The sequence below is a fragment of the Microbacterium sp. BG28 genome, from assembly GCF_034044005.1.
Taxonomy (GTDB): Bacteria; Actinomycetota; Actinomycetes; order Actinomycetales; family Microbacteriaceae; genus Microbacterium.
This window is the reverse complement of record NZ_JAXCHA010000003.1, coordinates 20,229-41,041: the sequence shown is the minus strand read 5'-3', so window position 1 is coordinate 41,041 and position 20,813 is coordinate 20,229. Positions and strand designations below refer to the sequence as shown.

20 protein-coding genes are annotated in these 20,813 nt (G+C 70.7%); 4 read left to right on the top strand and 16 right to left on the bottom strand.

Annotation, left to right across the window (positions count from 1 at the left end; genetic code table 11):
• Positions 1-52 precede the first annotated feature (52 nt).
• Positions 53-574, top strand: coding sequence for a hypothetical protein (locus SK224_RS11315; RefSeq protein ID WP_320435631.1), 522 nt, complete (start codon positions 53-55; stop codon positions 572-574).
• Between the two features lie 6 nt (positions 575-580).
• On the opposite strand, the gene SK224_RS11310 is transcribed toward SK224_RS11315, so the two are convergent.
• Genes SK224_RS11310 through SK224_RS11290 form a run of 5 tightly spaced genes read right to left on the bottom strand, consistent with a single transcriptional unit; the run spans position 581 to position 4,189 of the window.
• Entirely contained in the window at positions 581-1,426 is an 846-nt protein-coding gene (locus tag SK224_RS11310; RefSeq protein ID WP_320434789.1) for a UbiA family prenyltransferase, read from the bottom strand.
• 58 nt (positions 1,427-1,484) lie between these two features.
• Complete coding sequence (locus tag SK224_RS11305; protein ID WP_320434788.1) at positions 1,485-2,018, bottom strand: putative immunity protein; 534 nt, start codon at positions 2,016-2,018, stop codon at positions 1,485-1,487.
• Between the two features lie 9 nt (positions 2,019-2,027).
• Positions 2,028-2,378 (bottom strand): hypothetical protein, encoded by a 351-nt coding sequence (locus SK224_RS11300; protein WP_413816798.1) that lies wholly within the window; start codon positions 2,376-2,378, stop codon positions 2,028-2,030.
• 39 nt (positions 2,379-2,417) lie between these two features.
• The gene (locus SK224_RS11295; protein WP_320434786.1) at positions 2,418-3,020 is read right to left on the bottom strand and encodes a response regulator transcription factor; all 603 of its coding nucleotides are present in this window, start codon (positions 3,018-3,020) and stop codon (positions 2,418-2,420) included.
• Positions 3,017-4,189, bottom strand: coding sequence for a sensor histidine kinase (locus SK224_RS11290; protein ID WP_320434785.1), 1,173 nt, complete (start codon positions 4,187-4,189; stop codon positions 3,017-3,019). Before SK224_RS11290 ends, SK224_RS11295 begins: the two co-directional genes overlap by 4 nt.
• Before the next feature lie 151 nt (positions 4,190-4,340).
• Between SK224_RS11290 and SK224_RS11285 the strand changes: the two genes are divergently transcribed.
• Positions 4,341-4,847, top strand: a complete 507-nt coding sequence (locus tag SK224_RS11285) for a small multidrug efflux protein (protein WP_320434784.1) — start codon at positions 4,341-4,343, stop codon at positions 4,845-4,847.
• Between the two features lie 48 nt (positions 4,848-4,895).
• Here SK224_RS11285 and SK224_RS11280 read toward each other — a convergent pair whose 3' ends face one another.
• Both SK224_RS11280 and SK224_RS11275 read right to left on the bottom strand, forming a co-directional pair.
• Positions 4,896-7,103: an ATP-dependent Clp protease ATP-binding subunit gene (locus SK224_RS11280; protein ID WP_320434783.1), complete on the bottom strand. Its 2,208-nt coding sequence runs from the start codon at positions 7,101-7,103 to the stop codon at positions 4,896-4,898.
• A 90-nt stretch (positions 7,104-7,193) separates the two neighbouring features.
• On the bottom strand, positions 7,194-8,171 hold the full coding sequence (locus SK224_RS11275) for a helix-turn-helix domain-containing protein (protein ID WP_320434782.1): 978 nt from the start codon (positions 8,169-8,171) through the stop codon (positions 7,194-7,196).
• A gap of 85 nt (positions 8,172-8,256) precedes the next feature.
• On the opposite strand from SK224_RS11275, the gene SK224_RS11270 reads away from it, so the two are divergent.
• Positions 8,257-8,637, top strand: a complete 381-nt coding sequence (locus SK224_RS11270) for a hypothetical protein (RefSeq protein WP_320434781.1) — start codon at positions 8,257-8,259, stop codon at positions 8,635-8,637.
• Between the two features lie 174 nt (positions 8,638-8,811).
• Here the strand turns inward: SK224_RS11270 and SK224_RS11265 are convergent, their stop codons facing one another.
• Both SK224_RS11265 and SK224_RS11260 read right to left on the bottom strand, forming a co-directional pair.
• Complete coding sequence (locus SK224_RS11265; RefSeq protein WP_320434780.1) at positions 8,812-9,945, bottom strand: glycosyltransferase family 1 protein; 1,134 nt, start codon at positions 9,943-9,945, stop codon at positions 8,812-8,814.
• Entirely contained in the window at positions 9,942-11,159 is a 1,218-nt protein-coding gene (locus SK224_RS11260; RefSeq protein WP_320434779.1) for a glycosyltransferase, read from the bottom strand. The genes SK224_RS11265 and SK224_RS11260 overlap by 4 nt, the downstream gene beginning before the upstream one ends.
• A 107-nt stretch (positions 11,160-11,266) precedes the next feature.
• Between SK224_RS11260 and SK224_RS11255 the strand changes: the two genes are divergently transcribed.
• On the top strand, positions 11,267-11,860 hold the full coding sequence (locus tag SK224_RS11255) for a hypothetical protein (RefSeq protein ID WP_320434778.1): 594 nt from the start codon (positions 11,267-11,269) through the stop codon (positions 11,858-11,860).
• Positions 11,861-11,892: 32 nt separating this feature from the next.
• Here the strand turns inward: SK224_RS11255 and SK224_RS11250 are convergent, their stop codons facing one another.
• The 7 genes from SK224_RS11250 to SK224_RS11220 form a co-directional block, all read right to left on the bottom strand.
• Entirely contained in the window at positions 11,893-14,010 is a 2,118-nt protein-coding gene (locus tag SK224_RS11250; protein WP_320434777.1) for an ABC transporter ATP-binding protein, read from the bottom strand.
• A complete protein-coding gene (locus SK224_RS11245; protein ID WP_320434776.1) occupies positions 14,007-15,734 on the bottom strand; it encodes an ABC transporter ATP-binding protein in 1,728 nt (575 codons plus the stop codon). The genes SK224_RS11250 and SK224_RS11245 overlap by 4 nt, the downstream gene beginning before the upstream one ends.
• Before the next feature lie 91 nt (positions 15,735-15,825).
• Positions 15,826-16,599, bottom strand: a complete 774-nt coding sequence (locus tag SK224_RS11240; RefSeq protein WP_320434775.1) for a potassium channel family protein — start codon at positions 16,597-16,599, stop codon at positions 15,826-15,828.
• A gap of 29 nt (positions 16,600-16,628) precedes the next feature.
• Complete coding sequence (locus SK224_RS11235; protein ID WP_320434774.1) at positions 16,629-18,260, bottom strand: fucose isomerase; 1,632 nt, start codon at positions 18,258-18,260, stop codon at positions 16,629-16,631.
• Positions 18,257-19,162: a ribokinase gene (locus tag SK224_RS11230; protein ID WP_320434773.1), complete on the bottom strand. Its 906-nt coding sequence runs from the start codon at positions 19,160-19,162 to the stop codon at positions 18,257-18,259. The genes SK224_RS11235 and SK224_RS11230 overlap by 4 nt, the downstream gene beginning before the upstream one ends.
• A gap of 7 nt (positions 19,163-19,169) precedes the next feature.
• Positions 19,170-20,078, bottom strand: a complete 909-nt coding sequence (locus SK224_RS11225; RefSeq protein ID WP_320434772.1) for a dihydrodipicolinate synthase family protein — start codon at positions 20,076-20,078, stop codon at positions 19,170-19,172.
• A complete protein-coding gene (locus tag SK224_RS11220) occupies positions 20,075-20,812 on the bottom strand; it encodes an SDR family oxidoreductase (protein ID WP_320434771.1) in 738 nt (245 codons plus the stop codon). Before SK224_RS11220 ends, SK224_RS11225 begins: the two co-directional genes overlap by 4 nt.
• Position 20,813 lies beyond the last annotated feature (1 nt).

Genomic DNA, 20,813 nt, shown 5'->3' with positions numbered 1-20,813 from the left:
TCGTCCACAGGCGCCGACGGAGCGCGAGCCGATCTGACAGCATTCAACCGTGATGATGCGACGGTCCGGAATCCTCGGCGCGATGACCCTGGCCGCGGCAGCGCTCGTGCTGACGGCGTGCACCGCCGCACCGGACGAGCCGGACGAGCCGGCCGGCTCGTCGAGGCCGATCGCCTCGCAGGCACCCTCGACGACACCCGCTCCCGCGGCATCCGATGGCACCGCCGACGGTCCCGTCGAGAGTTTCCGCGCGTGGTTCGAGGCCACCCGGACCCCCGATCCCGCCGCGGCGTGCGCGGCGCTGTCACCCGCTCTGGCGGAGCGCATGCTCGCCGAGCTGAACCAGAACGGGCTCGCTCTCACCACCTGCGAGGAGATGATCCAGGCGACCTCGGAGCTCTACCGGTCGACCGGCCAGAGCGCCGACGTCGACGTCGACGTGCGGTCCGAGACGGCCACCGACGCCACGCTGTTCGTCACCTACGGCGCCTCAGGCGATTGCGGCACGGTCGTGATGCACCGCGACGCCGCGTCCTGGATCATCACGGACGAATCGCGCGAGTGCGCACGGTAAGAGTCCTCAGGCGGTGAGCGAACCGCCGGTCGCCACGAGTTGAACGGCGAGCAGGAGCGCCGCGCCCATCACGAGGCGGAACACGATGCGCCCCGGGCGGCGCGCCCACGCGCACGCAACCGCGACCACCGCCACGCCGACCACGGCGGCGAAGAAGATCCACGAGACGATCGGCACCGCATCCCTCACCGGCCCGAACCGGACGGCCACCGCCCCGCCGATGATCCCGGCACCCGCCAGCGCGCCCGACCAGCGCGCGCCGATCCGATGCGGCAGCCCGCGGATGCCGGTGCGCTGATCGTCGTCGAGATCCGGCAGCACGTTGGCCAGATGCACCGCAGCCCCCAGCGACGCGCCGGCGGCACTGGCCCACGGCGCCGCGAGCGCCGGCTCCGCGGCCGAGAGCGTCGCGAGAGACGGCAGCAGGCCGAAGCTCACGAGGAACGGCACGATCGAGAACGGCGTCGCCTTCAGCGGCGCGTTGTACAGCCACGCGGAAGCGATCGTCACCGACTGGGCGGCCAGCAGTCCCCATCCGAGCGGCGCGGACAGCAGGAGCGCGCCGACGACGGATGCGGTCGCCACCGCCCAGGCGATGCGCAGGCTCACGTCGCCGCGCGCGAGCGGCTTGTCGGTGCGGCCCACGGCGCGGTCGCGGCCGGCGTCGATCGCGTCGTTGGACAGGCCGATCGAGACCTGCCCCGCGAAGACCGCGGCCGTCAGCAGTGCGATGCGCCACGCGTCGAGACCTGCCGAGACACCGAGCGCGAGGGCGAGCACCGTCACCACCAGCGCAGGGCCCGGATGCGTGGACGCCCACAGGGCGCGCACGGTCGCCAGCGCACGGGTCATGCTCCGACCGTAAGCCGCCGCATCCGTGTCACCCCGCGGGTTGACGACGACGCGCCGCTCATCCGGTCGCGGTGATCTGCACCTGGATGCGGGCGATCGCCTCGCCCAGGCGGCCCCGTGCGAGCAGGCCACCCGCGACAAGCGGCCCCGATGCGTCGCGACCGACCGGCGGCAGCAGGCGCAGCGCCGCGCGCGCGTCGGGTGCGAGGAGAGCGAGCTGCCTGTCGATCTCGGTGTCGAACGAGCCCGGCGCCGCCGCATCCGCCGCCACCGCGGCATAAGCGGCCGCGCCCAGCGCGTGCGCGCCCATGTGCGCGACACCGGCCGCCTGTGCTGCGGAACGGGCGGCCGCGATCGCCGGGGCGCCGGTCACCGCGTGCGCGGCTCGGCCGGCGACGAACCGTCGCTTGATCTCCCCCGCCGCATCCAGCTCGCCGCGGGCGTACGCACGGGCACGCGCGATGGCGTCGCGGGGCCGGTCGTCATCGGGCGCCTCCGCCTCGAACAGGGCGAGCACGCGCTCGGCGCACTCCGCCGCCCACGCAGCGACCAGCCGGCGATCGGTGTCGTCGAGCGACTGCGGGGAGGACATCTCTCCTGTCTACACCGCACCCGGCCGTCGGCACACGATCGCACCGACCGGGCGCTCGCCCCGGGTCGCGCGTCGGTGCGTCTCCAGGATCTCGAACCCCGCGCGCTCCAGGCGCCGTTCCAGCTCTTCGGCGGGCCAGCGCCACGCCCCGACGACCGCGTGATCGAACGGCTCCACCGCATCCGCAGCGAAGAATCCGACGATGAGCGCACCGCCCGGGCGCAGCACCCGTGCGAACTCGGCGAACGGCACGTCGATGTCCTGCGGCGCGTGGTGGATGGTCGAGAACCACGCGAGGACACCGCCCAGCGCCGCATCCGGCTCGTCGATCGCGTCGATGGTTCCGAGATCGAACCGGATGCCGGGGTGGGTCGCTCGGGCCCACCGCCCGCCACCGCCTCAGATCCAGCCGCGCTCCTGCGCGCGCAGCAGCGCCTGCTGGCGCGTCTCGAGGTGCAGCTTGCCGAGGATCGATGAGACGTGGTTGCGCACGGTGCCGGGCGACAGGTGCAGGGTGCGGGCGATCGTGGCGATCGTCTGCCCCTGGGCCCCCGCCCGCAGCACGTCGAGCTCCCGATCGGTGAGGGGACTCCGCTCGTCGGCGAGCGCATCGGCGGCGATCTCCGGATCGACGTACCGGCGCCCCGCGGCGACCTGGCGGATGACGTCGGCGACATCCTGGGCCGGCCGGGACTTCGGCAGGAATCCGTCGACGCCCGCCTGCAGCGCGCGCCGGAGCACACCCGGCCGCGCGTGCCGCGTCACGGCGACGACCCGCGAGCGCGTCTGCTTGCGCACGCGCGCGGCGGCGTCGATGCCGTCAAGGCCCGGCATCTCGACGTCGAACAGGCAGACGTCGGGCTGCAAGCGCAGCGCCGCCGCCACCGCCTGCTCTCCGTCGACGCACTCGCCGACCACCTCGATGTCCTCCTCCAGCCGAAGCAGCGCGGCGAGCGCGGTGCGGATCATGTCCTCGTCGTCGGCGAGGAGCACTCGGATCATGCGCCGGCCCCCGTCGGCACGCGCACGTCCAGAACGAACACGTCGCCGTCGAGCTCGGTCACGAGCGCTCCCTGCGCCTCCGCGAGACGAGCCGTCATGCCGTCGATCCCCGCGCCCCGGCCGACGGCCGCGTGGCCGCGGTCGTTCTCGGCCCGGTACCGCCAGCCGGTCGCGTCGCGCTCCAACGAGAGCCGAGCGAAACGTCCGCCGCCGTGCTTGAGGATGTTGGTCGTGCTCTCGCGCACGACAGGGCCGAGCGTGCCACTCGGCGCGCCGGCGGCATCCGCGCTCACGGCGAGCTCGACGTCGAGCCCTGCCGCGCGCAGAAGGTCGGCGGCGTTGGCCAGCTCGTCGGGGAGCGGAACGCCGCGGAAGCGGGCGGCGAGCGCCCTCGTGCCCACGCGCGCCTCGTCCACCTCGCGGCGCGCGGCGCGGATGTGTGCGAGGGCGGCGGGCGGATCGGCGCTCAGGCGTTCGGCGAGCTCGAGCTGCAGCGCGACGACCTGCAGATGGTGGCCCTGCAGGTCGTGCACGTCGCTCGCCAGGCGCAGCCGTTCCTGGGTCGCGGCGAGCTTCGCCTCGGTGAGGCGGGCGCGGTCGAGCTCACGCACGATGTCCCACCACCACAGCATGCTGACGACGGTGATCGGCAACGCCACGGGGAACATGAAGAGCACGAAGATCGGGCCGTAGACGAGGGTCGCCTCGCCCTCCACCGCTCGCAGGTACTCGATCACCGCGACGGCGGCGAGCACGACGGTGACGAGCCCCGTGACCCGGGCCCGCACGCCAGGCGGCCATGGCAGGGTGCACACGAGTGCTCCCACCAGGGCCAGCGCCAGCGTGATACCACCGGTCACGAACGCGATCGCGATGGCCGCCGCAGCGCCCAGGGCGAACGCGGCGAAACGCACCCACCGGCGGCGTCCCGCCGCATCCGCCCGGAAGTAGTCCAGACCTGTCATGACGAACGCCACGAGCCAGGCGACGGATGCGGCCACGAACACCACCCGTTCCGCGGCGGACGCCGTGGCCCAGGTCGGAATGGCCCAGACCGTCAGGGTGCCGAGGGCGAAGAAGACGGCGGACGAGAACGTGTACCACCACGTCGCGCGCACGCCACGGCCGACGGCGGGCTCTGCGACGGCCAGGGGTGATGAAGCGCTCACGTCGACCAGGCTACGGGCATGACAAAAGTCACGCCCGACCCGCCCTTTCCTCCCCGGCGGAGGTGACGCGGCGGCACTGCCGGCGACGGGCCGCGCTCGGTGGGATGGAGATGTTCCCCCGACCGAGCACGCCATCCCCGACGGAGCCGACATGCACGATCTCATCGCAGGATTCCAGAGCCTCCTCGCCACCGTTCCCGATGTGGTGCAGCCGCTGATCGTCGCCCTGGCCGGCGCCGTCCCGTTCGTCGAGGGCGAGGGCGCGGCCGTCATCGGCATCGTTGGCGGCATCCACCCGATCGTCGCCGCCGTCGCCGCCGCCGTCGGCAACTTCGTCTGCGTGGCGATCGTGGTGCTGGTGGGGGCGGGCGTTCGATCCGCCGTGACCTCCGGGCGCGTCGCCACCGCCGGCGGTCAGGTCACCGAGACCTCGCCGCGGCGCGAGAAGTTCCAGCGCGCCTTCGTGCGCTACGGCGTTCCGGGCGTGAGCCTGCTCGGGCCGCTGCTTCTTCCGACGCAGCTCACCTCCGCGATGCTCGCCGGTGCCGGTGTCACCAAAGGTCGGATCCTGGTGTGGCAGGCCATCGCCATCACGATGTGGACCACGATCGCGACCCTCATCGTCACGGGCGTCTGGGCCTTCGCCGGCATCCTCTGAGCACGAGAGAGGCCCCGCATCCGTCGGGATGCGGGGCCTCTCTCGTGCTCAGTCGTCGAGCAGCTCGGCCTCGATGACGTCGTCATCGCCCGGAGCGGACTCGGATGCGGCCGAGCCCGCGCTCGTCAGCACGAGCTGCGAGCCGTCGGCGGCCACATCCACCCGCACGACGTCGCCGTCGTGCACGCCGCCCGAGAGGATCGCCATCGCCAGGCGGTCCTGGATCTCGGACTGGATGAGCCGGCGCAGCGGCCGAGCGCCGAACACCGGGTCGTAGCCGCGCTCGGCGAGCCAGGCGCGGGCGTCCGGGGTGACCGCGAGCGTGAGCCGGCGGTCCTTCAGCCGGCGCTGCAGCGCATCCACCGACAGCTCCACGATCTGTGCGAGGTCGTCCTGGCTCAGCGCCTGGAACATCACGATGTCGTCGAGACGGTTGAGGAACTCGGGCCGGAACGCCTGCCGCAACAGCACCTGCACCTGCTCGCGCTTCTGCTCGAGCGTCAGCATCGGGTCGATGAGGATCGGTGAACCGAGGTTCGAGGTGAGGATCAGGATGACGTTGCGGAAGTCGACCGTGCGCCCCTGTCCGTCGGTGAGACGCCCGTCGTCCATGACCTGCAGCAGCACGTCGAAGACCTCCGGATGCGCCTTCTCGACCTCGTCGAGCAGCACGACCGAATAGGGACGACGACGCACGGCCTCGGTCAGCTGACCGCCCTGCTCGTAACCGATGTAGCCGGGAGGTGCGCCGACGAGGCGCGAGACCGAGTGCTTCTCGCCGTACTCCGACATGTCGATGCGCACCATGGCGTGCTCGTCGTCGAAGAGGAACTCCGCGAGCGCCTTCGCGAGCTCGGTCTTGCCGACGCCCGTGGGGCCGAGGAACAGGAACGAGCCTGTGGGCCGGTTCGGGTCACTGATGCCCGCACGCGAGCGGCGCACCGCATCCGAGACCGCCTTCACGGCCTCCTTCTGACCGATCAGGCGCTTGCCCAGCTCCGCCTCCAGATGCACAAGCTTCTCGCTCTCACCCTGCAGCAGGCGCCCCACCGGGATGCCGGTCCACGCCGCGATCACCGAGGCGATGTCCTCGTCGGTGACCTGATCGTTCACCATCCTGTCGCCGGTCGACTCGGCCTGTTCGGCCACACCGAGCTCGCGCTCCAGCGCGGGGATCTCGGCGTACAGCAGCCGGGACGCGCGCTCGAGGTTGCCCTCGCGCTGCGCGCGCTCGGCGTCGATGCGCGCCGCATCCAGTCGGGTCTTGAGCTCGCCGACGCGGTTGAGCGACGCGCGCTCGTTCTCCCACCGCGCCTGCAGTCCGCTGAGGCGCTCCTGCTCGACGCGGAGATCCTCCCGGAGCTTTTCGAGGCGCTCCTTCGAGGCCGCGTCCTTCTCCTTCTTGAGTGCCAGCTCCTCCAGCTTCAGGCGGTCGACGTGGCGACGCAGCTCATCGATCTCCAGCGGTGCGGAGTCGATCTCCATGCGAAGGCGCGAGGCGGCCTCGTCGATCAGGTCGATCGCCTTGTCGGGCAGCTGCCGCGACGGGATGTAGCGGTTCGACAGCGCGGCAGCCGCGACCAGCGCGCCGTCCGCGATGGCCACTTTGTGGTGGGCCTCGTAGCGCTCCTTGAGTCCGCGCAGGATCGCGACGGTGTCCTCGACCGTGGGCTCGCCCACGTAGACCTGCTGGAACCGGCGCTCGAGGGCCGCATCCTTCTCGATGAACTCGCGGTACTCGTCGAGGGTCGTCGCGCCGATGAGGCGCAGCTCACCGCGCGCGAGCATGGGCTTGAGCATGTTGGATGCGGCCACCGAGCCCTCGCCGCCGCCCGCACCCATGAGCACGTGCAGTTCGTCGATGAACGTGATGATGCGCCCGTCGGACTCGGTGATCTCCTTGAGCACGCTCTTGAGGCGCTCTTCGAACTGGCCGCGGTACATGGCGCCGGCGACGAGCGCGGAGATGTCGAGGGAGACGAGTTCCTTGTTCTTGAGGCTCTCGGCGACGTCGCCCGCGACGATGCGCTGCGCGAGTCCCTCGACCACGGCGGTCTTTCCGACGCCGGGCTCGCCGATGAGGACGGGATTGTTCTTGGTGCGGCGGGTCAGCACCTGGCTGACGCGCCGGATCTCGCTGTCGCGACCGATCACGGGGTCGAGCTTGCCCTGGCGGGCGCGCTCGGTGAGGTTGATGCCGAACTGCTCGAGGGCGCTTTGCGACTCCTCCTGCCCGGGCTGTTGCGTGGCGTTCATGTGTTCTCCTGAAATCTCCGGGACTCAAACTTGAGTCTCACAGGCTCAAGTTTAGCACCGCGCGCCCCGCGGCACCAGAGGTGCTGACGGTCACGCGACGGCGGCGACCACCTCATCTACCGGACAGGCGAACCGGGCGCGATAGGCGGTCGGCGTCGTCGACAGCACGCGCGTGAAGTTCTGCCGCAGCACGGCCGCGGAGCCGAACCCGCACTCCGCGGCGATCCGATCCAGTCCGTAGTCCGTCTGCTCGAGCAGCCGCTGCGCGTGCAGCACCCGCTGGCGGGCGAGCCAGGATGCCGGCGTGGTGCCGAGGTCGGCCTTGAACCGCCGTGCGAACGTGCGCGGCGACATGTGTGCCTTGGCCGCCAACTGCTCGACCGAGAGCTCCTGGCGCAGGTTCTGCACCATCCACTCCGTCACCGGCGCGAGCGAAAGCGACGCCGTCTGCGCGAGCGGTCGCGAGATGAACTGCGCCTGCCCGCCCTCTCGCTGCGGGGCCACGACCATGCGGCGCGCGATCGTGTTGGTCGCCTCTGCACCGAGCTCCTGCCGAAGCAGGTGCAGGCACGCATCCAGCCCCGCCGCCGTCCCTGCGCTCGTGATGACCTTGCCGTCCTGCACGTAGAGCACGTCCGGGTCGATGTCGAGGCTCGGGTGCAGCTCGGCCATACGGTCGGTGTACTTCCAGTGCGTCGTGGCACGGCGCCCGTCGAGCACACCGGATGCGGCGAGCACGAATGAGCCGCTGCACACGCTCAGCAACCACGCGTCGCGACGCTCGGCGCGACGCAGCACGTCGGCGAGCCGCGCGTCGATCGTGCCCCACGTGTCGCGCGGAACGGGAGTGACCACGACGAGGTCGGCCTCGTCGGCGAAGGTGAGGTCATGCTCGACATTGATCGAGAAGCCGAGGTTCGACATGATCGCGCCCGGCTCGATGGCGCAGACGCGGAAGTCGAACATCGGAATGCCGTCGTCGGTGCGATCGATGCCGAACGCCTCGCACGCCAGACCGAACTCGAACGGGGTGAACCCGTGCTGGACGACGACGGCAACGGTTCTCATGGACTCTCCGGGTTGGCAGGATTAACGCGCTTATGGGCAATCCTGCCAGTCGTGGCGCGATCGCACAACACGTAGCTTTTCTGCCATGATCGCACTCATCGTCCTCGGCATCCTCTCGATCGTGGCTGTCGCCGCCACCGTCATCGCCGTCGCGCGAGACGGTTACGGTCCGGTGCGCACCGACTGGAGCCGCCTCCCCGACCGCGACGACCCCGTCGCCCCCGTCGCCCCCGCGGCCCCCTCGACCCGCGAGGCGCCCGCGACCCCCTCGACCCGCGTTGCGCCCTCGACCCGCGTTCGAGGGACCCGCGTTGCGACCGCGACGCCCGAAACGCCGCACATCGCGTCCCCCGAACACGAAGCGAGACCCGCCGCATCCGTTCAAGGGACCCGTACTGCGGTCCCGACGCCCGAAACGCCGCACATCACGTCCCCCGAACACGCGGGTTCTCACGCCCCGGCGTGACTCCGCATCAGCCGCCGCCCGCTCCCACCCGTTCGGGGGACCCGAGTTGCGGCCCCAACGCCCGGAACACCGCATGTCGCGTCCCTCGAACATGGAACGCAACGAAGCCCGTACGGCACGAGCCGCCGCGCGCAGGAGACGCCGCGCGCAGGAGGCGGGGCCGGCGGATGCGGGTCAGTCGCGCCCGGCGCGGGGATGCGGGGTCATCGCGCGCACCGTGTCGAGCAGGATGCGGGCCGAGCGCTCCCAGGAGAACCGCGCCACGTGCTCCCGTCCGGCAGCGATGGTCGCGGCGCGCACGTCGGGATCGTCCAGCTTCGCGACGGCCGCGGCGAACGCCCGCGAGTCGTGCGGATCGACGTACAGGGCGCCGTCTCCGGCCACCTCGCGGAAGATCTCGAGGTCGGTGACGACCGCGGGAACGCCCAGCTCCAGCGCCTCGGCGATCGGCAGGCCGTACCCCTCGTCGAGGCTGGTGGTCGCCAGCACCGCACGGTCGGCGAGCAGGCGCGCGTACGCCTCGTCGCTCACGCCGTTGTGGAACACGATGTCGGCGCCGTCGGGCGTGATCGCCTCGAGCTCGGCGCGGCGCTCGGTCGAGATGCGACTGAGCAGGTGCAGGGTGCGCCCGGGCAGCCCCGCCATCGCGCGCACGAGGTTCGCCACGTTCTTGTACGGCATGAACGAGCCCATGTACACGACGTTGCGCACGGGCCCGCTGGCGTCGACCGCAGCGCCGTCGAGCCGGTCGGCCAGGCGCTGCGGCGCGTTGGGGATCACGACGACCGGGCGCGAGGTGAGGTTCACGCCCGCGAACTGCCGCTTGCTCGTCTCACTGACCGTGGCGACCACATCCGCCGCGTTGAGCGTTAGCCGCTGCGGAAGGTAACTGAGGTGGAACAGTCGCCACCCGAGCCGCACGGCAGCGGGCAGATCCTTCGGCGGCGTGCGGTGGCGGTAGTAGATCGTGTCGTGCAGCGTGAGGATGACACGGAAGCGGCGTCCGCCCGTGCCGATCGTCTGCATCGGGGAGAAGACGACATCGGGCGCGAAGCGGTTGAGGATCCGGGCGGCGAACGGCTCACGCCACGAGGTCGGCGCATGGATCGCGAGGGTCTGCGCCGCCTCAGGGAGCAGCGCGATCTGCCGCGCGTCGTGCACGAGGAAGGTGACCTCGACTCCCGCATCCGCCGCGCCCGCCGACACCGCGGCCGCGAGCTCTGCGGAGTAGCGGCTGATGCCGTCGTGGAAGTCCGTGCGGATGTACCGCGCGTCGAAGAACAGCCGAAGCGGCGCGCCGGCCGTCACGATGCGACCGACTGGCCCCGGTACAGCTTCTCGAAGGTGTCGAGGGTGCGCGCGATGTCGTGGATCTCGACGCCCTTCAGCGAGGCCTCCTGCATCGCGCGATAGTCCTCGGGCGATGCGGTGAGCACCCGCGTGAGCTTGTCTGCGAGGTCGTCGGCGTTCTGCGGCCGGAAGAGCCAGCCGTTCTCACCGTCGTGCACGAGGTGCGGCAGCGCGAGCGCGTCGGCGGCCACGACGGGAAGACCCGAGGCCATCGCCTCCATCGTGGCGATGGACTGCAGTTCGGCGATCGAGGGCATCGCGAAGACGGACGCACGGGTGAGGATGCGGCGCAGCTCCTCCTCCTCCACACGACCGTGGAACGTCACACGATCGGCCAGCCCGAGTTGCTGCACGAGAGCGTCCAGCGACCTGCGCTGATCGCCGCCGCCGACGATCTCGACGGTGGCATTGAGGGCCGGGTCGAGCTTGGTCACGGCCTGCAGCAGCGTGTCGACGTGCTTCTCGGTGGTGAGGCGTCCGACGAACAGGATGCGGTTCCCGTCGCGCGGCGACAGATCCGCCGTGTAACCCGACGCGTCGATACCGCAGCTGATCGGGATCACGCCGTGGATGTCGATCGTCGCCTCGAGGAAATCGGCCGCGCGGCGCGTGGGAGTCGTGACAGCACGAGCGATGTCGAAGGTGCGCGACGCATCGTCCCACGCGAGCTTGACGAACACCTTGTCGAGCACGGGCGGCAGCGTCGTGAAGTCGAGGATGTTCTCGGCCATGACGTGGTTGGTGGCGACGACCGGGATGCCCCGCTTTCGCGCCTCGCGTGCGAGCCCGCGACCGATCACGATGTGGGACTGGATGTGCACGACGTCGGGCTTCACGCTGTCGAGCACCTGCCTGGCGTAGTGCTTGGAGCGCCACGGCCAGACGAAGCGGAGCCAGTCGTGCGGCTTCCAGCGCACAGCGGGCAGGCGGTGCACCGTGACCGGCACGCCCTCGATGATCTCGGTCGCCGGCGGGTAGGTGCGGTACTTGAGTCCGGGGGCGACGACATGCACGTCATGGCCGCGGCTCGTGAGACCGGCGGCGAGGCGCTCGGCGAAACGCGCGGCCCCGTTCACGTCGGGCGCGAACGTGTCGCAGCCCATGACGATCGTGAGGGGGCGTTCGGTATCCGGCGCCGGTTCGGGGACATCGGGCGTCGAGGGGGTAGTCACGTGTGGTGGCTGCCTCTCTAGGGGGTCGTTTGCGGGGTGCGCAGGCATGCCGAGTCTACCGGAGCCGTCCCGAGCGCCACCGAGGCACCCCGCCTACTCTGGTTGTCATGATGCGATTGCAGGCCGACGCCGATGGGGCCCAGTGGGTTGCCGTCACCGAGTCGTTGGGGTTGCGCGGGCGTCGCCACCGCAAGAAGGCGCTGCGGATGCTGATGGCACAGGGCTCGCTCGCCGCGGGCACCGAGCAGCGCACCGGCAGCGGCTTCGCGGCCTGGCTCGTGAGCCAGGCGACGCCGTTGCTCATGAGGCGTGCCGCGGGACGCGTCCTGGCGTGGATGTGGCGCGCTGACCCCGCACTCGTCGTCGTGCTCGCGCAGGTGCAGGAGGCGACGCCGCAGTTGCGCACCGCTCGCGCCATGATGCCGATGGAGTACGACGACACCGAGGACTTCCGCAATCCGCACCTCGGTACGGGCGAGCGTCTGCTCATGGACCTGCCGTCGAACCCCAAGGCACCGCCGTTCGCGACCTACACGTGGGACATCGGCACCCACCTCGTCACGCTGACCGCGGTCTTCGGCGACCGCGAGCGCGTGAAGACCGCTGTCCCCGCCGTGGACGCCCTCGCCCGCACGCTGCGAGCGGTCGATGACCTGCCGATCGGCGAGTCACCCGACATCCTGCGCATCGACCCGGCCTAGCCGCCCGGTCACGACGGACCGGGCGGCTGGGCTCAGTTCGAGGGCACGCCCGGGGCGGGCGGCGCCGTCGGCGGAACCGGGGCGGAGGGGACCTCCTCCGCGTTGACGGCTTCGGCCGCCGCATCCGTCGTCGCTTCCGGCGCCGCGGGGGGCTCTTCGACCAGCTCGGCGGCCGCCTGCTCGAACTGCGAGCGGTACAGACGCCAGTACGCGCCCTCAGCGGCGATGAGCTGCTCATGCGTGCCCTGTTCGACGATGTCGCCGTGCTCCATCACGAGGATGAGATCCGCGTCGCGGATCGTCGAGAGCCGGTGCGCGATCACGAACGAGGTGCGCCCCTCGCGCAGCGCCGCCATCGCATGCTGCAGCAGTAGCTCGGTACGGGTGTCGACCGAGCTGGTGGCCTCGTCGAGGATGAGCACCTCGGGGCGGGCGACGAACGCGCGGGCGATCGTGATGAGCTGCTTCTCTCCTGCCGAGACGTTCGCCGCATCCTCATCGAGCACCGTGTCGTACCCGTCGGGGAGGGTCTGCACGAACGGATCCACGCGGGTCGCGACGGCGGCCTCGACCACCTCTTCGTCAGTGGCGTTCGCGCGACCGTAGCGGATGTTCTCCCGGATGGATCCCGCGAACAGCCACGGATCCTGCAGCACCATGCCGGTGCGCGAGCGCACATCGTCACGGGTGAGTTCGGCGATGTCCTGCCCGTCGAGGAGGATGCGGCCGCCGTCGAGCTCGTAGAAGCGCATGATCAGGTTGACCAGCGTGGTCTTGCCGGCGCCGGTGGGCCCGACGATCGCCACCGTCTGTCCCGGCTCCACCCGGAACGACAGGTCGGTGATGAGGGGCTTGTCGGGCGAGTAGGAGAAGGCGACGTTCTGGAACTGGATGACACCTCGGCCACCGGCGGGCGCGGGAGCGTCGTCGGAGTCCGGCTCCTGCTCTTCGGCGTCGAGCAGATCGAACACACGCTCCGCGGATGCGGTGCCCGACTGGATGACGGCAGCCATCCCGCCCAGCTCCGACAGCGGCTGCGTGAACTGCTGGGAGTACTGGATGAAGGCCTGCACGTCGCCGAGACGCAGCTGTCCCGATGCCACCATCAGGGCGCCGAGCACCGCGATGCCCACGTAGGTGAGGTTTCCCACGAACATCATGCCCGGCATGATGATGCCCGAGAGGAACTGCGCCCGGAAGCTCGCGCGGTACAGTTCCTCGTTCTCGGCCTGGAACTTCTCGCGCGCATCCGCCTCGCGGCCGTAGACCTTGACGAGCGCGTGGCCCGAGAAGGACTCCTCGACGCGGGCGTTGAGCCTGCCGACCTTCCGCCACTGCAGCGCGAAGGACTTCTGCGACTTCGGCCCGATCACGCCGAAGATGACCGCCATGAGCGGCAGCGAGACGAGCGCGACGAGGGCGAGCTGCCAGGAGATGGAGAACATCATCACGAGCACGCCGACGACCGTCAGAACCGACGTCACCACAGTGGAGAGCGACTGCTGCATCGTTTGTGTGATGTTGTCGATGTCGTTCGTGACGCGGGAGATGAGCTCACCGCGCTGCACGCGGTCGAAGTACGACAGCGGCAGACGGTTGATCTTCGCCTCGACGGATTCGCGCAGACGCCACATCGTGCGCACCATGATCACGTTGATGACGTAGCCCTGGAACCAGGTGAGTACGGCGGATGCGATGTAGATCGCCAGAGCGGCCATGGTGACCACCCGCAGTCGCTCGAAGTCGATGCCGGCGCCCACGGCGAAGTTCGGCATCGCGCCCACGATGTTGGCGATGTCTCCCTGCCCCGCCGCCTGCAGAGCCGCGACCACATCGGCCTGCGAGGTGCCCGCGGGGAACTGACCGCCCAGGCCGGCCGAGACGACGCCCTCGAAGATGACGTTGGTCGCTTCGCCGAGCACCCGCGGGGCGATGACGGCCAGCACGACGCCCGCGGCACCCGCCAGGGAGACGAGCGTGAAGGCGACGGCATGGGGCTTCAGCAACCCGACGAGCCGCAGGAACGACTTTCTGAAGTTCGCGGCCTTGCCGGGTGCGACGGAGTCCCAGCTGCCCGAGTTCTGGCGCGCCTGCTCGGCGAGCTCCAGTTCGAGGCGCTCTTCTTCTGTCAGTGCGTCGGGCGTGCTCATGCGTCCACCCCCAGCTGCGATTCGACGATCTCGCGGTACGTGTCGTTGTCGGCGAGCAACTCCTCATGAGTGCCCACACCCACCATGCGACCGCCGTCGAGCACGACGATGCGGTCGGCGCCCGTGACGGTCGAGATCCGCTGCGCGACGACGATCTTGGTGACGTCGGGCAGGCGTTCCCAGAGCGCTTGTCGAAGCCTCGCGTCGGTGCGCAGGTCGAGCGCGGAGAAGGAGTCGTCGAACACGAACAGGTCGGGGCGGTGCACGATCGCCCGCGCGATCGCAAGGCGCTGACGCTGGCCGCCCGAGACGTTCGTGCCGCCCTGCGCGATGGTCGCCTCGAGGCCGCCGGACATCTCGGACACGAAATCCCTCGCCTGGGCGATCTCGAGCGCCTCCCACAGCTCGTCGTCGCTCGCATCCTCGCGACCGAAGCGGAGGTTGGACGCGACGGTTCCGGTGAACAGGAAAGGACGTTGCGGCACGAGGCCGATGCCCTTCCACAGCACATCGAGATCGGCCTCGCGCACATCGACGCCGGCAACCCGCACGGCACCGCCCGTCACGTCGAACAGTCTCGGGATGAGCGAGACGAGCGTGGACTTGCCGGAGCCGGTCGAGCCGACGATGGCGACCGTCTCACCCCGCTCAGCGCGGAACGAGATGCCCTGAAGCACGGGGGCGTGCGCGCCGGGGTAGCTGAACGACACGTCGTCGAGCTCGAGGGCGCCGGGCGCGGGGAAGACCGTGACGGGTCGCGTCGGGCGGGCGAGGCCTCCCTCGGCGTCGAGCACCTCGCCGATGCGCTCGGCCGACACCGCGGCGCGCGGGATCATGATCGTCATGAAGCTCGCCATGAGCACGCCCATGAGGATCTGCCCGACGTACTGCATGAAGGCGAAGAGCGTTCCGACCTCGACGCCGCCGGCGTCGATCTGACGGCCGCCGAACCAGATCACTCCGACGACCGTGACGTTGAGCACGAGCATCGCGAGCGGGAAGAGGAGGACGAAGAGCGATCCGACCTTGCGTCCGATGACCATGATGTCGGTGTTGGCGAGGCGGAAGCGCTCGGCCTCGATCGACTCGCGCACGAACGCACGCACCACGCGCACGCCGGTCAGCTGCTCGCGCATGACACGGTTGACGGCGTCGAGCTTCTTCTGGAACTGCCGGAACAACGGCACCATGCGGGCGATGATGAGCCCCGCCACGAGAAGCAGCGCGGGCACCGCCACGGCGATCAGCCAGCTCAGCCCCACATCCTGCTGCACCGCCATCACGATGCCGCCTATGGCCAACAGGGGTGCGGTGACGAGCATCGTGGAGCCCATCATCGCGAGCATCTGCACCTGCTGGACGTCGTTCGTGTTGCGGGTGATGAGCGAGCCCGGGCCGAACTGCGACACCTCGCGCTCGGAGAAGCCGCTGACCTTCTGGAACACGTCACGACGGATGTCGCGGCCGGCCGACATCGCGGCACGGGCGGCGAAGAAGGTCGCGATGACGGATGCGGTGATCTGCCCGAGAGAGATCACCAGCATGATCGTGCCGGTCGACCAGATGTAGCCGGTGTCGCCTCGGGCGACGCCCTTGTCGATGATGTCGGCGTTCAGTCGCGGCAGATAGAGCGATGCCATGGCGGAGGCGAACTGGAAGACCAGCAGAGCCAGCAGCCACCAGCGATAGGGCGCGAGATAGCGCACCAGGAGTTTTACGAGCACGGTGCCTCCCCAGGCGGAGCGCGGTTCACACGCCGTGCACAGGTTAGGCCCGACTTCCGACACCCCGCATCCGCCCGCGGTCGGATTTCGCTCAGGGCGTGGACTTCTCCGCGGCGGCGAGCGCCGCGCGGGCTGCGGCGAGCTCCTGCTCGAGCCGTGCGACATCGGCCCGCGTGGCAGGCAGCTGCTCCTGGTGACGTCGGGTGACCCGCTCCATGACCCACGACGAGAACGTCGCCACGATGAGCCCCACGAGCACCACACCGCCCACCATGAGCGCGACCGCGACGACCCGTCCCGGCACCGTGACCGGGGTGAAGTCGCCGTACCCCACGGTCGTCACGGTGCAGAACGCCCACCACACCGCATCCCCGAAGCTGCGGATGTTGCTGTCCGCCGCGTGGCGCTCGACCTCCAGCACGGCCAGCGCCGCGGTCCAGATCAGCAGCAGCGCCGCCGCGATGCCGTATACGAGCATCCGCGCCCGCAGCGAGCTGGCCGCGGTGCGGGTGAACGAGGCGATGCGGGTGAGCGCGCCGAGCAGGCGCACCGGCCGGAGGATCGGCAGCAGCGCCACCGCGAGGTCGAACAGGTGCGTCCGGAACCATCGGCCCTTCGGTCGCGACATCGCGAGGCGTGCGAGGTAGTCGACGATGAACATCACCCAGATGATCGAGAGGATCGACGAGGTGATGATCTCGGCGACGCCCGACACGTCGGCGATGACGTGCACCGTCTGGGTGAGGATGAACACGAGCGCCGCGATCGTCAGCGGCCAGTAGGTCATCCGCTCCCACCGCGCCGTCGCCGCGGTCTCACCGCGCGGGTTCACTCCCGCGCCGCGCTGCTGCCCATCCCCGTGCACACCTGCACTCTAGAGCGCACCCGGCCTCCTCACACCGCGACGTCGCCGACCAGGTTGACCCGGATGCCCATCGCATCGAAGGCCGCGGCCTTCGCGATGAGGGCACGGTCGGCCGTGTCGGCATCCGGCGCGTAGACGACCTGGGCGTGGTTCGCCTTGTGACGGGCCATGAACTGGTCGCGGCCGATGCCGTGCAGCACGACGTGGGCGATGGGCCACTCGGGGTTCGTCGCCTCCTTGCGACGGCGCGTCTCCGCCTCGGGCAGCTCCACCGCGCTCGCGCGGAAGATGTCGGCCTGCAGCACCCCGTCGGCGATGAACACGCGCGAGACGACGAGCTCGCCCGGCTTGCTCACGCCGTTGATCGTCGCGCCGCCCGCGGGGAAGAAGACGTGTCCCTGTCGCCAGCCCTCGGCCTTGTCCCAGCCGCCGAGATGAGATGCGGGAACCGACCCCGAGATCTCGTAGACCCACACGAACTCGCCGTCGAACTCCTCGCCCCACCGCACATCGTGCAGCGTGTTGTCGGGCACGAGCCCCATGGCGCGCCACACGCGATCGGTCACGAGCGCGTCGACCGCGACACCCTCGTCGGCCTCGTTGAAGTGCGGCAGCGCCCGGCCCGCGTGCAGTTCACGCCGTCCGTCGCGAGAGAACACCGGCGGCCGCTCGCTCGTGTTGAGGATGCCCTCGGCGAGATCGGATGCGGGCACGAGGTCCTTCAGGCCCTGCTGGTACTGGATGCCGACCGCATCCAGACCGAAGTCGTCCGCGATGCGCAGCGCGGCGATATACATCTTCAGCTGCCACTGGACCTGCTCGCGGGTGAGCTCGGTGGCCGGGTCCTCGCCGAAGCGGAACGTCATCCCCCGCTCGATCAGCCAGTCGAACGCGGCATCGGCGTCCGCATCCGTGACGGCGAGCATCTCGGCGTAGAGCGCGGACTGAGACAAGCGCTCCTTGTAGATGCCGGTCGGGTTCAGCAGCTCGTCGTCGAAGATCGCGTTGTACATGCCCATGCAGCCCTCGTCGAAGACGCCGATGATGGCCTTCTCCTCGCGCAGCTGTCGACCGATCGCCTCGCCGAGCTCCCGCTCCGGGCTCTCGGGCAGCGTCGGCAGCGCCCGCACGTGGGAGGTGTCGTGCGTGATGCGGCCGGTGCGCGTCCACTCGAGCAGCCCGTCGCGGAACCAGTCGTCCGCGAAGTCGACCGACCAGATCGTGGCGTAGGGCGTGCCCATCTTCGTGAGGCCCGCGTTCAGCCCCAGCAGACCCACGAGGCCCGGCCATTCGCCGGCGAAGTTCGCGACCGTGAGGATCGGACCGCGGTGGGTGCGCAGCCCCGCGAGCACGTGGTGCGAGTACTGCCACACCGCTTCGGCGACGATGAGCGGCGCCTCGGCGGGGATGCTCTTGAAGACCTCCATGCCCATGCGCTGGCTCGAGATGAATCCGTGCCCGGTCGCGGGATCGATGTCGTTGGCCCTGACCACGCTCCAGCCGAGCTCGCCGAGCACGCGCGTCACGGCGGCCTCCAGCTCGACCTGCGCGGGCCAGCCGGCGACGTTCGCCGACTCACGGAGGTCGCCCGACGAGATCAGGTACGCGGTGCGCGGCGGCGCCACGAGAGCGGCGGGAGCAGTGGGGAGGGTGTAGGTCATGATCGATCTCCTTGCAGAGCGGTGAGGATGTCGGCGCGCTGCGGCATCGACGCCGCGGCCCCCGGACGGGTGACGGTGAGAGCGGCCGCGGCGGATGCGGCCTCGAGTGAGGAGTGGAGTGTGGCGCCGGCGGCGAGCCAGGCGATCAGCACCCCGGCGAACGTATCGCCCGCGCCGGTGGTGTCGACGGCGGCGACGGGACGCGCGGCCACGGCGGCTGTGACGTCGCCGCGCTGCGCGACCAGCGCGCCCTCGGCACCGAGGGTCACGACGACCGTCCGGGCGGCACGGCTGAGCATGCGGGCAGCGTCCGCCGCATCCGCCTCACCGCTCAGCGCGGCGGCCTCGTGCTCGTTGACCAGAAGGACGTCGCTCAGCGAGACGAGCTCGTCGACGTGGGAACCGGGCACGGGGGCCGGCGTCAGCACCGTCGTCACCCCGTGTCCGCGCGCCCAGCGCATCGCCTCCAGGACCAGCGCGACCGGCCGCTCCAACTGGACGACGAGGTGGCCGGCGCCGGCGATGGCGGCCCGGTCCGAGTCGGACAGCCGGTCGCCCGCGTTCGCGCCCGCGACGACGACGATGGCGTTCTCGCCGTCGTCGGTGACCGTGATGGCGGCGATCCCGGTGGGCTCCGGGCTCGGCACGAGCCCGGATACGTCGATCCCCTGCGCGAGGAGGAAGCCGCGCAGGCGCCCACCGAACTCGTCCGCGCCGACCGCGCCGAGGAAGCAGACGCTCGCCCCGGCGCGCGCGGCGGCGACGGCCTGGTTCAGCCCCTTCCCGCCCGGTCCCGTCGCGAACGACGAGCCTCTGACGGTCTCGCCCGGACGCACCGCGGCCGCGACGCGGACGACGAGGTCCATGTTGGCGCTGCCGAGCACGGCGATCGACGAAGCCATGGCGGGGTCAGCGGTACGTCGCGATGACGCGCTCGATGTCGGCGAGCGCCGCCTCGTCCGGCTGCACGAGAGCCATGCGGCAGGTGCCGTCGGCGACACCCATCGACCGGTAGGCGGCCTTCATCCGGGCCATGTCCCCGCCGATGACCGCGACGATGTCGTCGACGGCCGCCTGCGCGTCGGCGATCTTCTGCGCATCGCCCGTGTCCGCCGCGGCGGCGAGGGCCCGGAAAGGCTTCGGCAGCACCGAGGACACGCCGGAGACGACGCCCTGCGCGCCGACCTCACCGGCGGCCACGAGGTCCTTGTCGGCACCGGTGTAGAGGATGAAGTCGTCCGGCACGACCTGGCGGTAGGCGGCGAGCTCGTCGAGGCTGAGTTCGCTGACCTTGGCCCCCACCACCGCGGGAAGCTCGGCGAGGCGCGCCAGCAGCTCCGGGCTCACCGTGATGCCGCTGCGTCGCGGATAGATGTAGACGTAGAGGGCGCCGTCGCCGACCGCCGCAGCGACCTGCACGAAGTAGTCGTACACCGCCGACTCGGCGGCGGGCAGGTAGTAGGGCGTGAGAGCGGCGAACTCGGTGACGCCCGCATCCTTCGCGATCTTCACGCGGCGCACGGCCTCGTAGGCGCTCGGCTGGCCGACGTGGGCGATGACGCGCATGCGTCCCGCGAGCTCCTCGACCGCAGCGCTGATGAGCTGCGCGAACTCGTCGTCGTCGACCGCGGGGAACTCGCCCGTGGTGCCCAGCACGAAGGCGCCCTCGTTGCCGGACTCGCCGACGTACCGGAAGATCGAGCGGCTGCCGTCGAGATCCAGCGAGCCGTCGGCGTGGAAGCTGGTGGGGATGGCGGTCACGATGTCGCGACGGGTCATGTCGATGCCTTTCGAGAGGATGCGGAGCGAGCCGCTCACGCGTAGGAGGTGTTGGCGGTGGGAGTCAGGACCAGCTCGTTCACGCAGACGCGCGCGGGCTGACGGGCGATCCAGGCGACGGCGTCGCCCACGTCATCGGGCGCGAGCATGAGCGCGCGCGCCTCGGCGGAGGGCGGGCTGGGTCGGGTGTCGAGGATGTCGGTGGCCACCTCGCCGGGGCAGAGGTGCGTGGCACGGATGCCGTGCAGCCTCTCCTGCGCGTTGAGCGTCTCCGCCATCACGCCGAGCGAGGTCTTGCTCATCGCGTAGGCGGCGCCCGCGCCGGGCGAGTGGCGCCACGCGGCCCAGGAGGAGACCAGCACGACGAGCCCCGCGCCGGCCGCCCGCATCCCGGGCAGGACCGCGTGGACCGCGCGCACCGCGCCCTGGAGATTCACGTCCATGACGTGCGCGATGTCGGTCGCCGACACCTGGTCCCAGAACCGGCGGGCGACGTTCGTGCCCGCGCAGTAGACCAGGGTGTCGATGCGGCCATGGGCCGCGGTGAGACGCGCGGCCGCATCCTGGACGGCGGCGTTATCGGTGACGTCGAGCACGAGTGCGGATGCGGCACCGCCGCTGCGATGCACCGCGTCGAGGGTCGCGTCCAGCTCCGCCGCCCGGCGGCCCGAGACGACGACGTGGAAGCCGTCGCGGGCGAGCGCCTGGGCCGCGGCGCGGCCGATGCCGGTTCCGCCGCCGACGACCCAGGCGGTGCGTGATGCCTCGCCCATC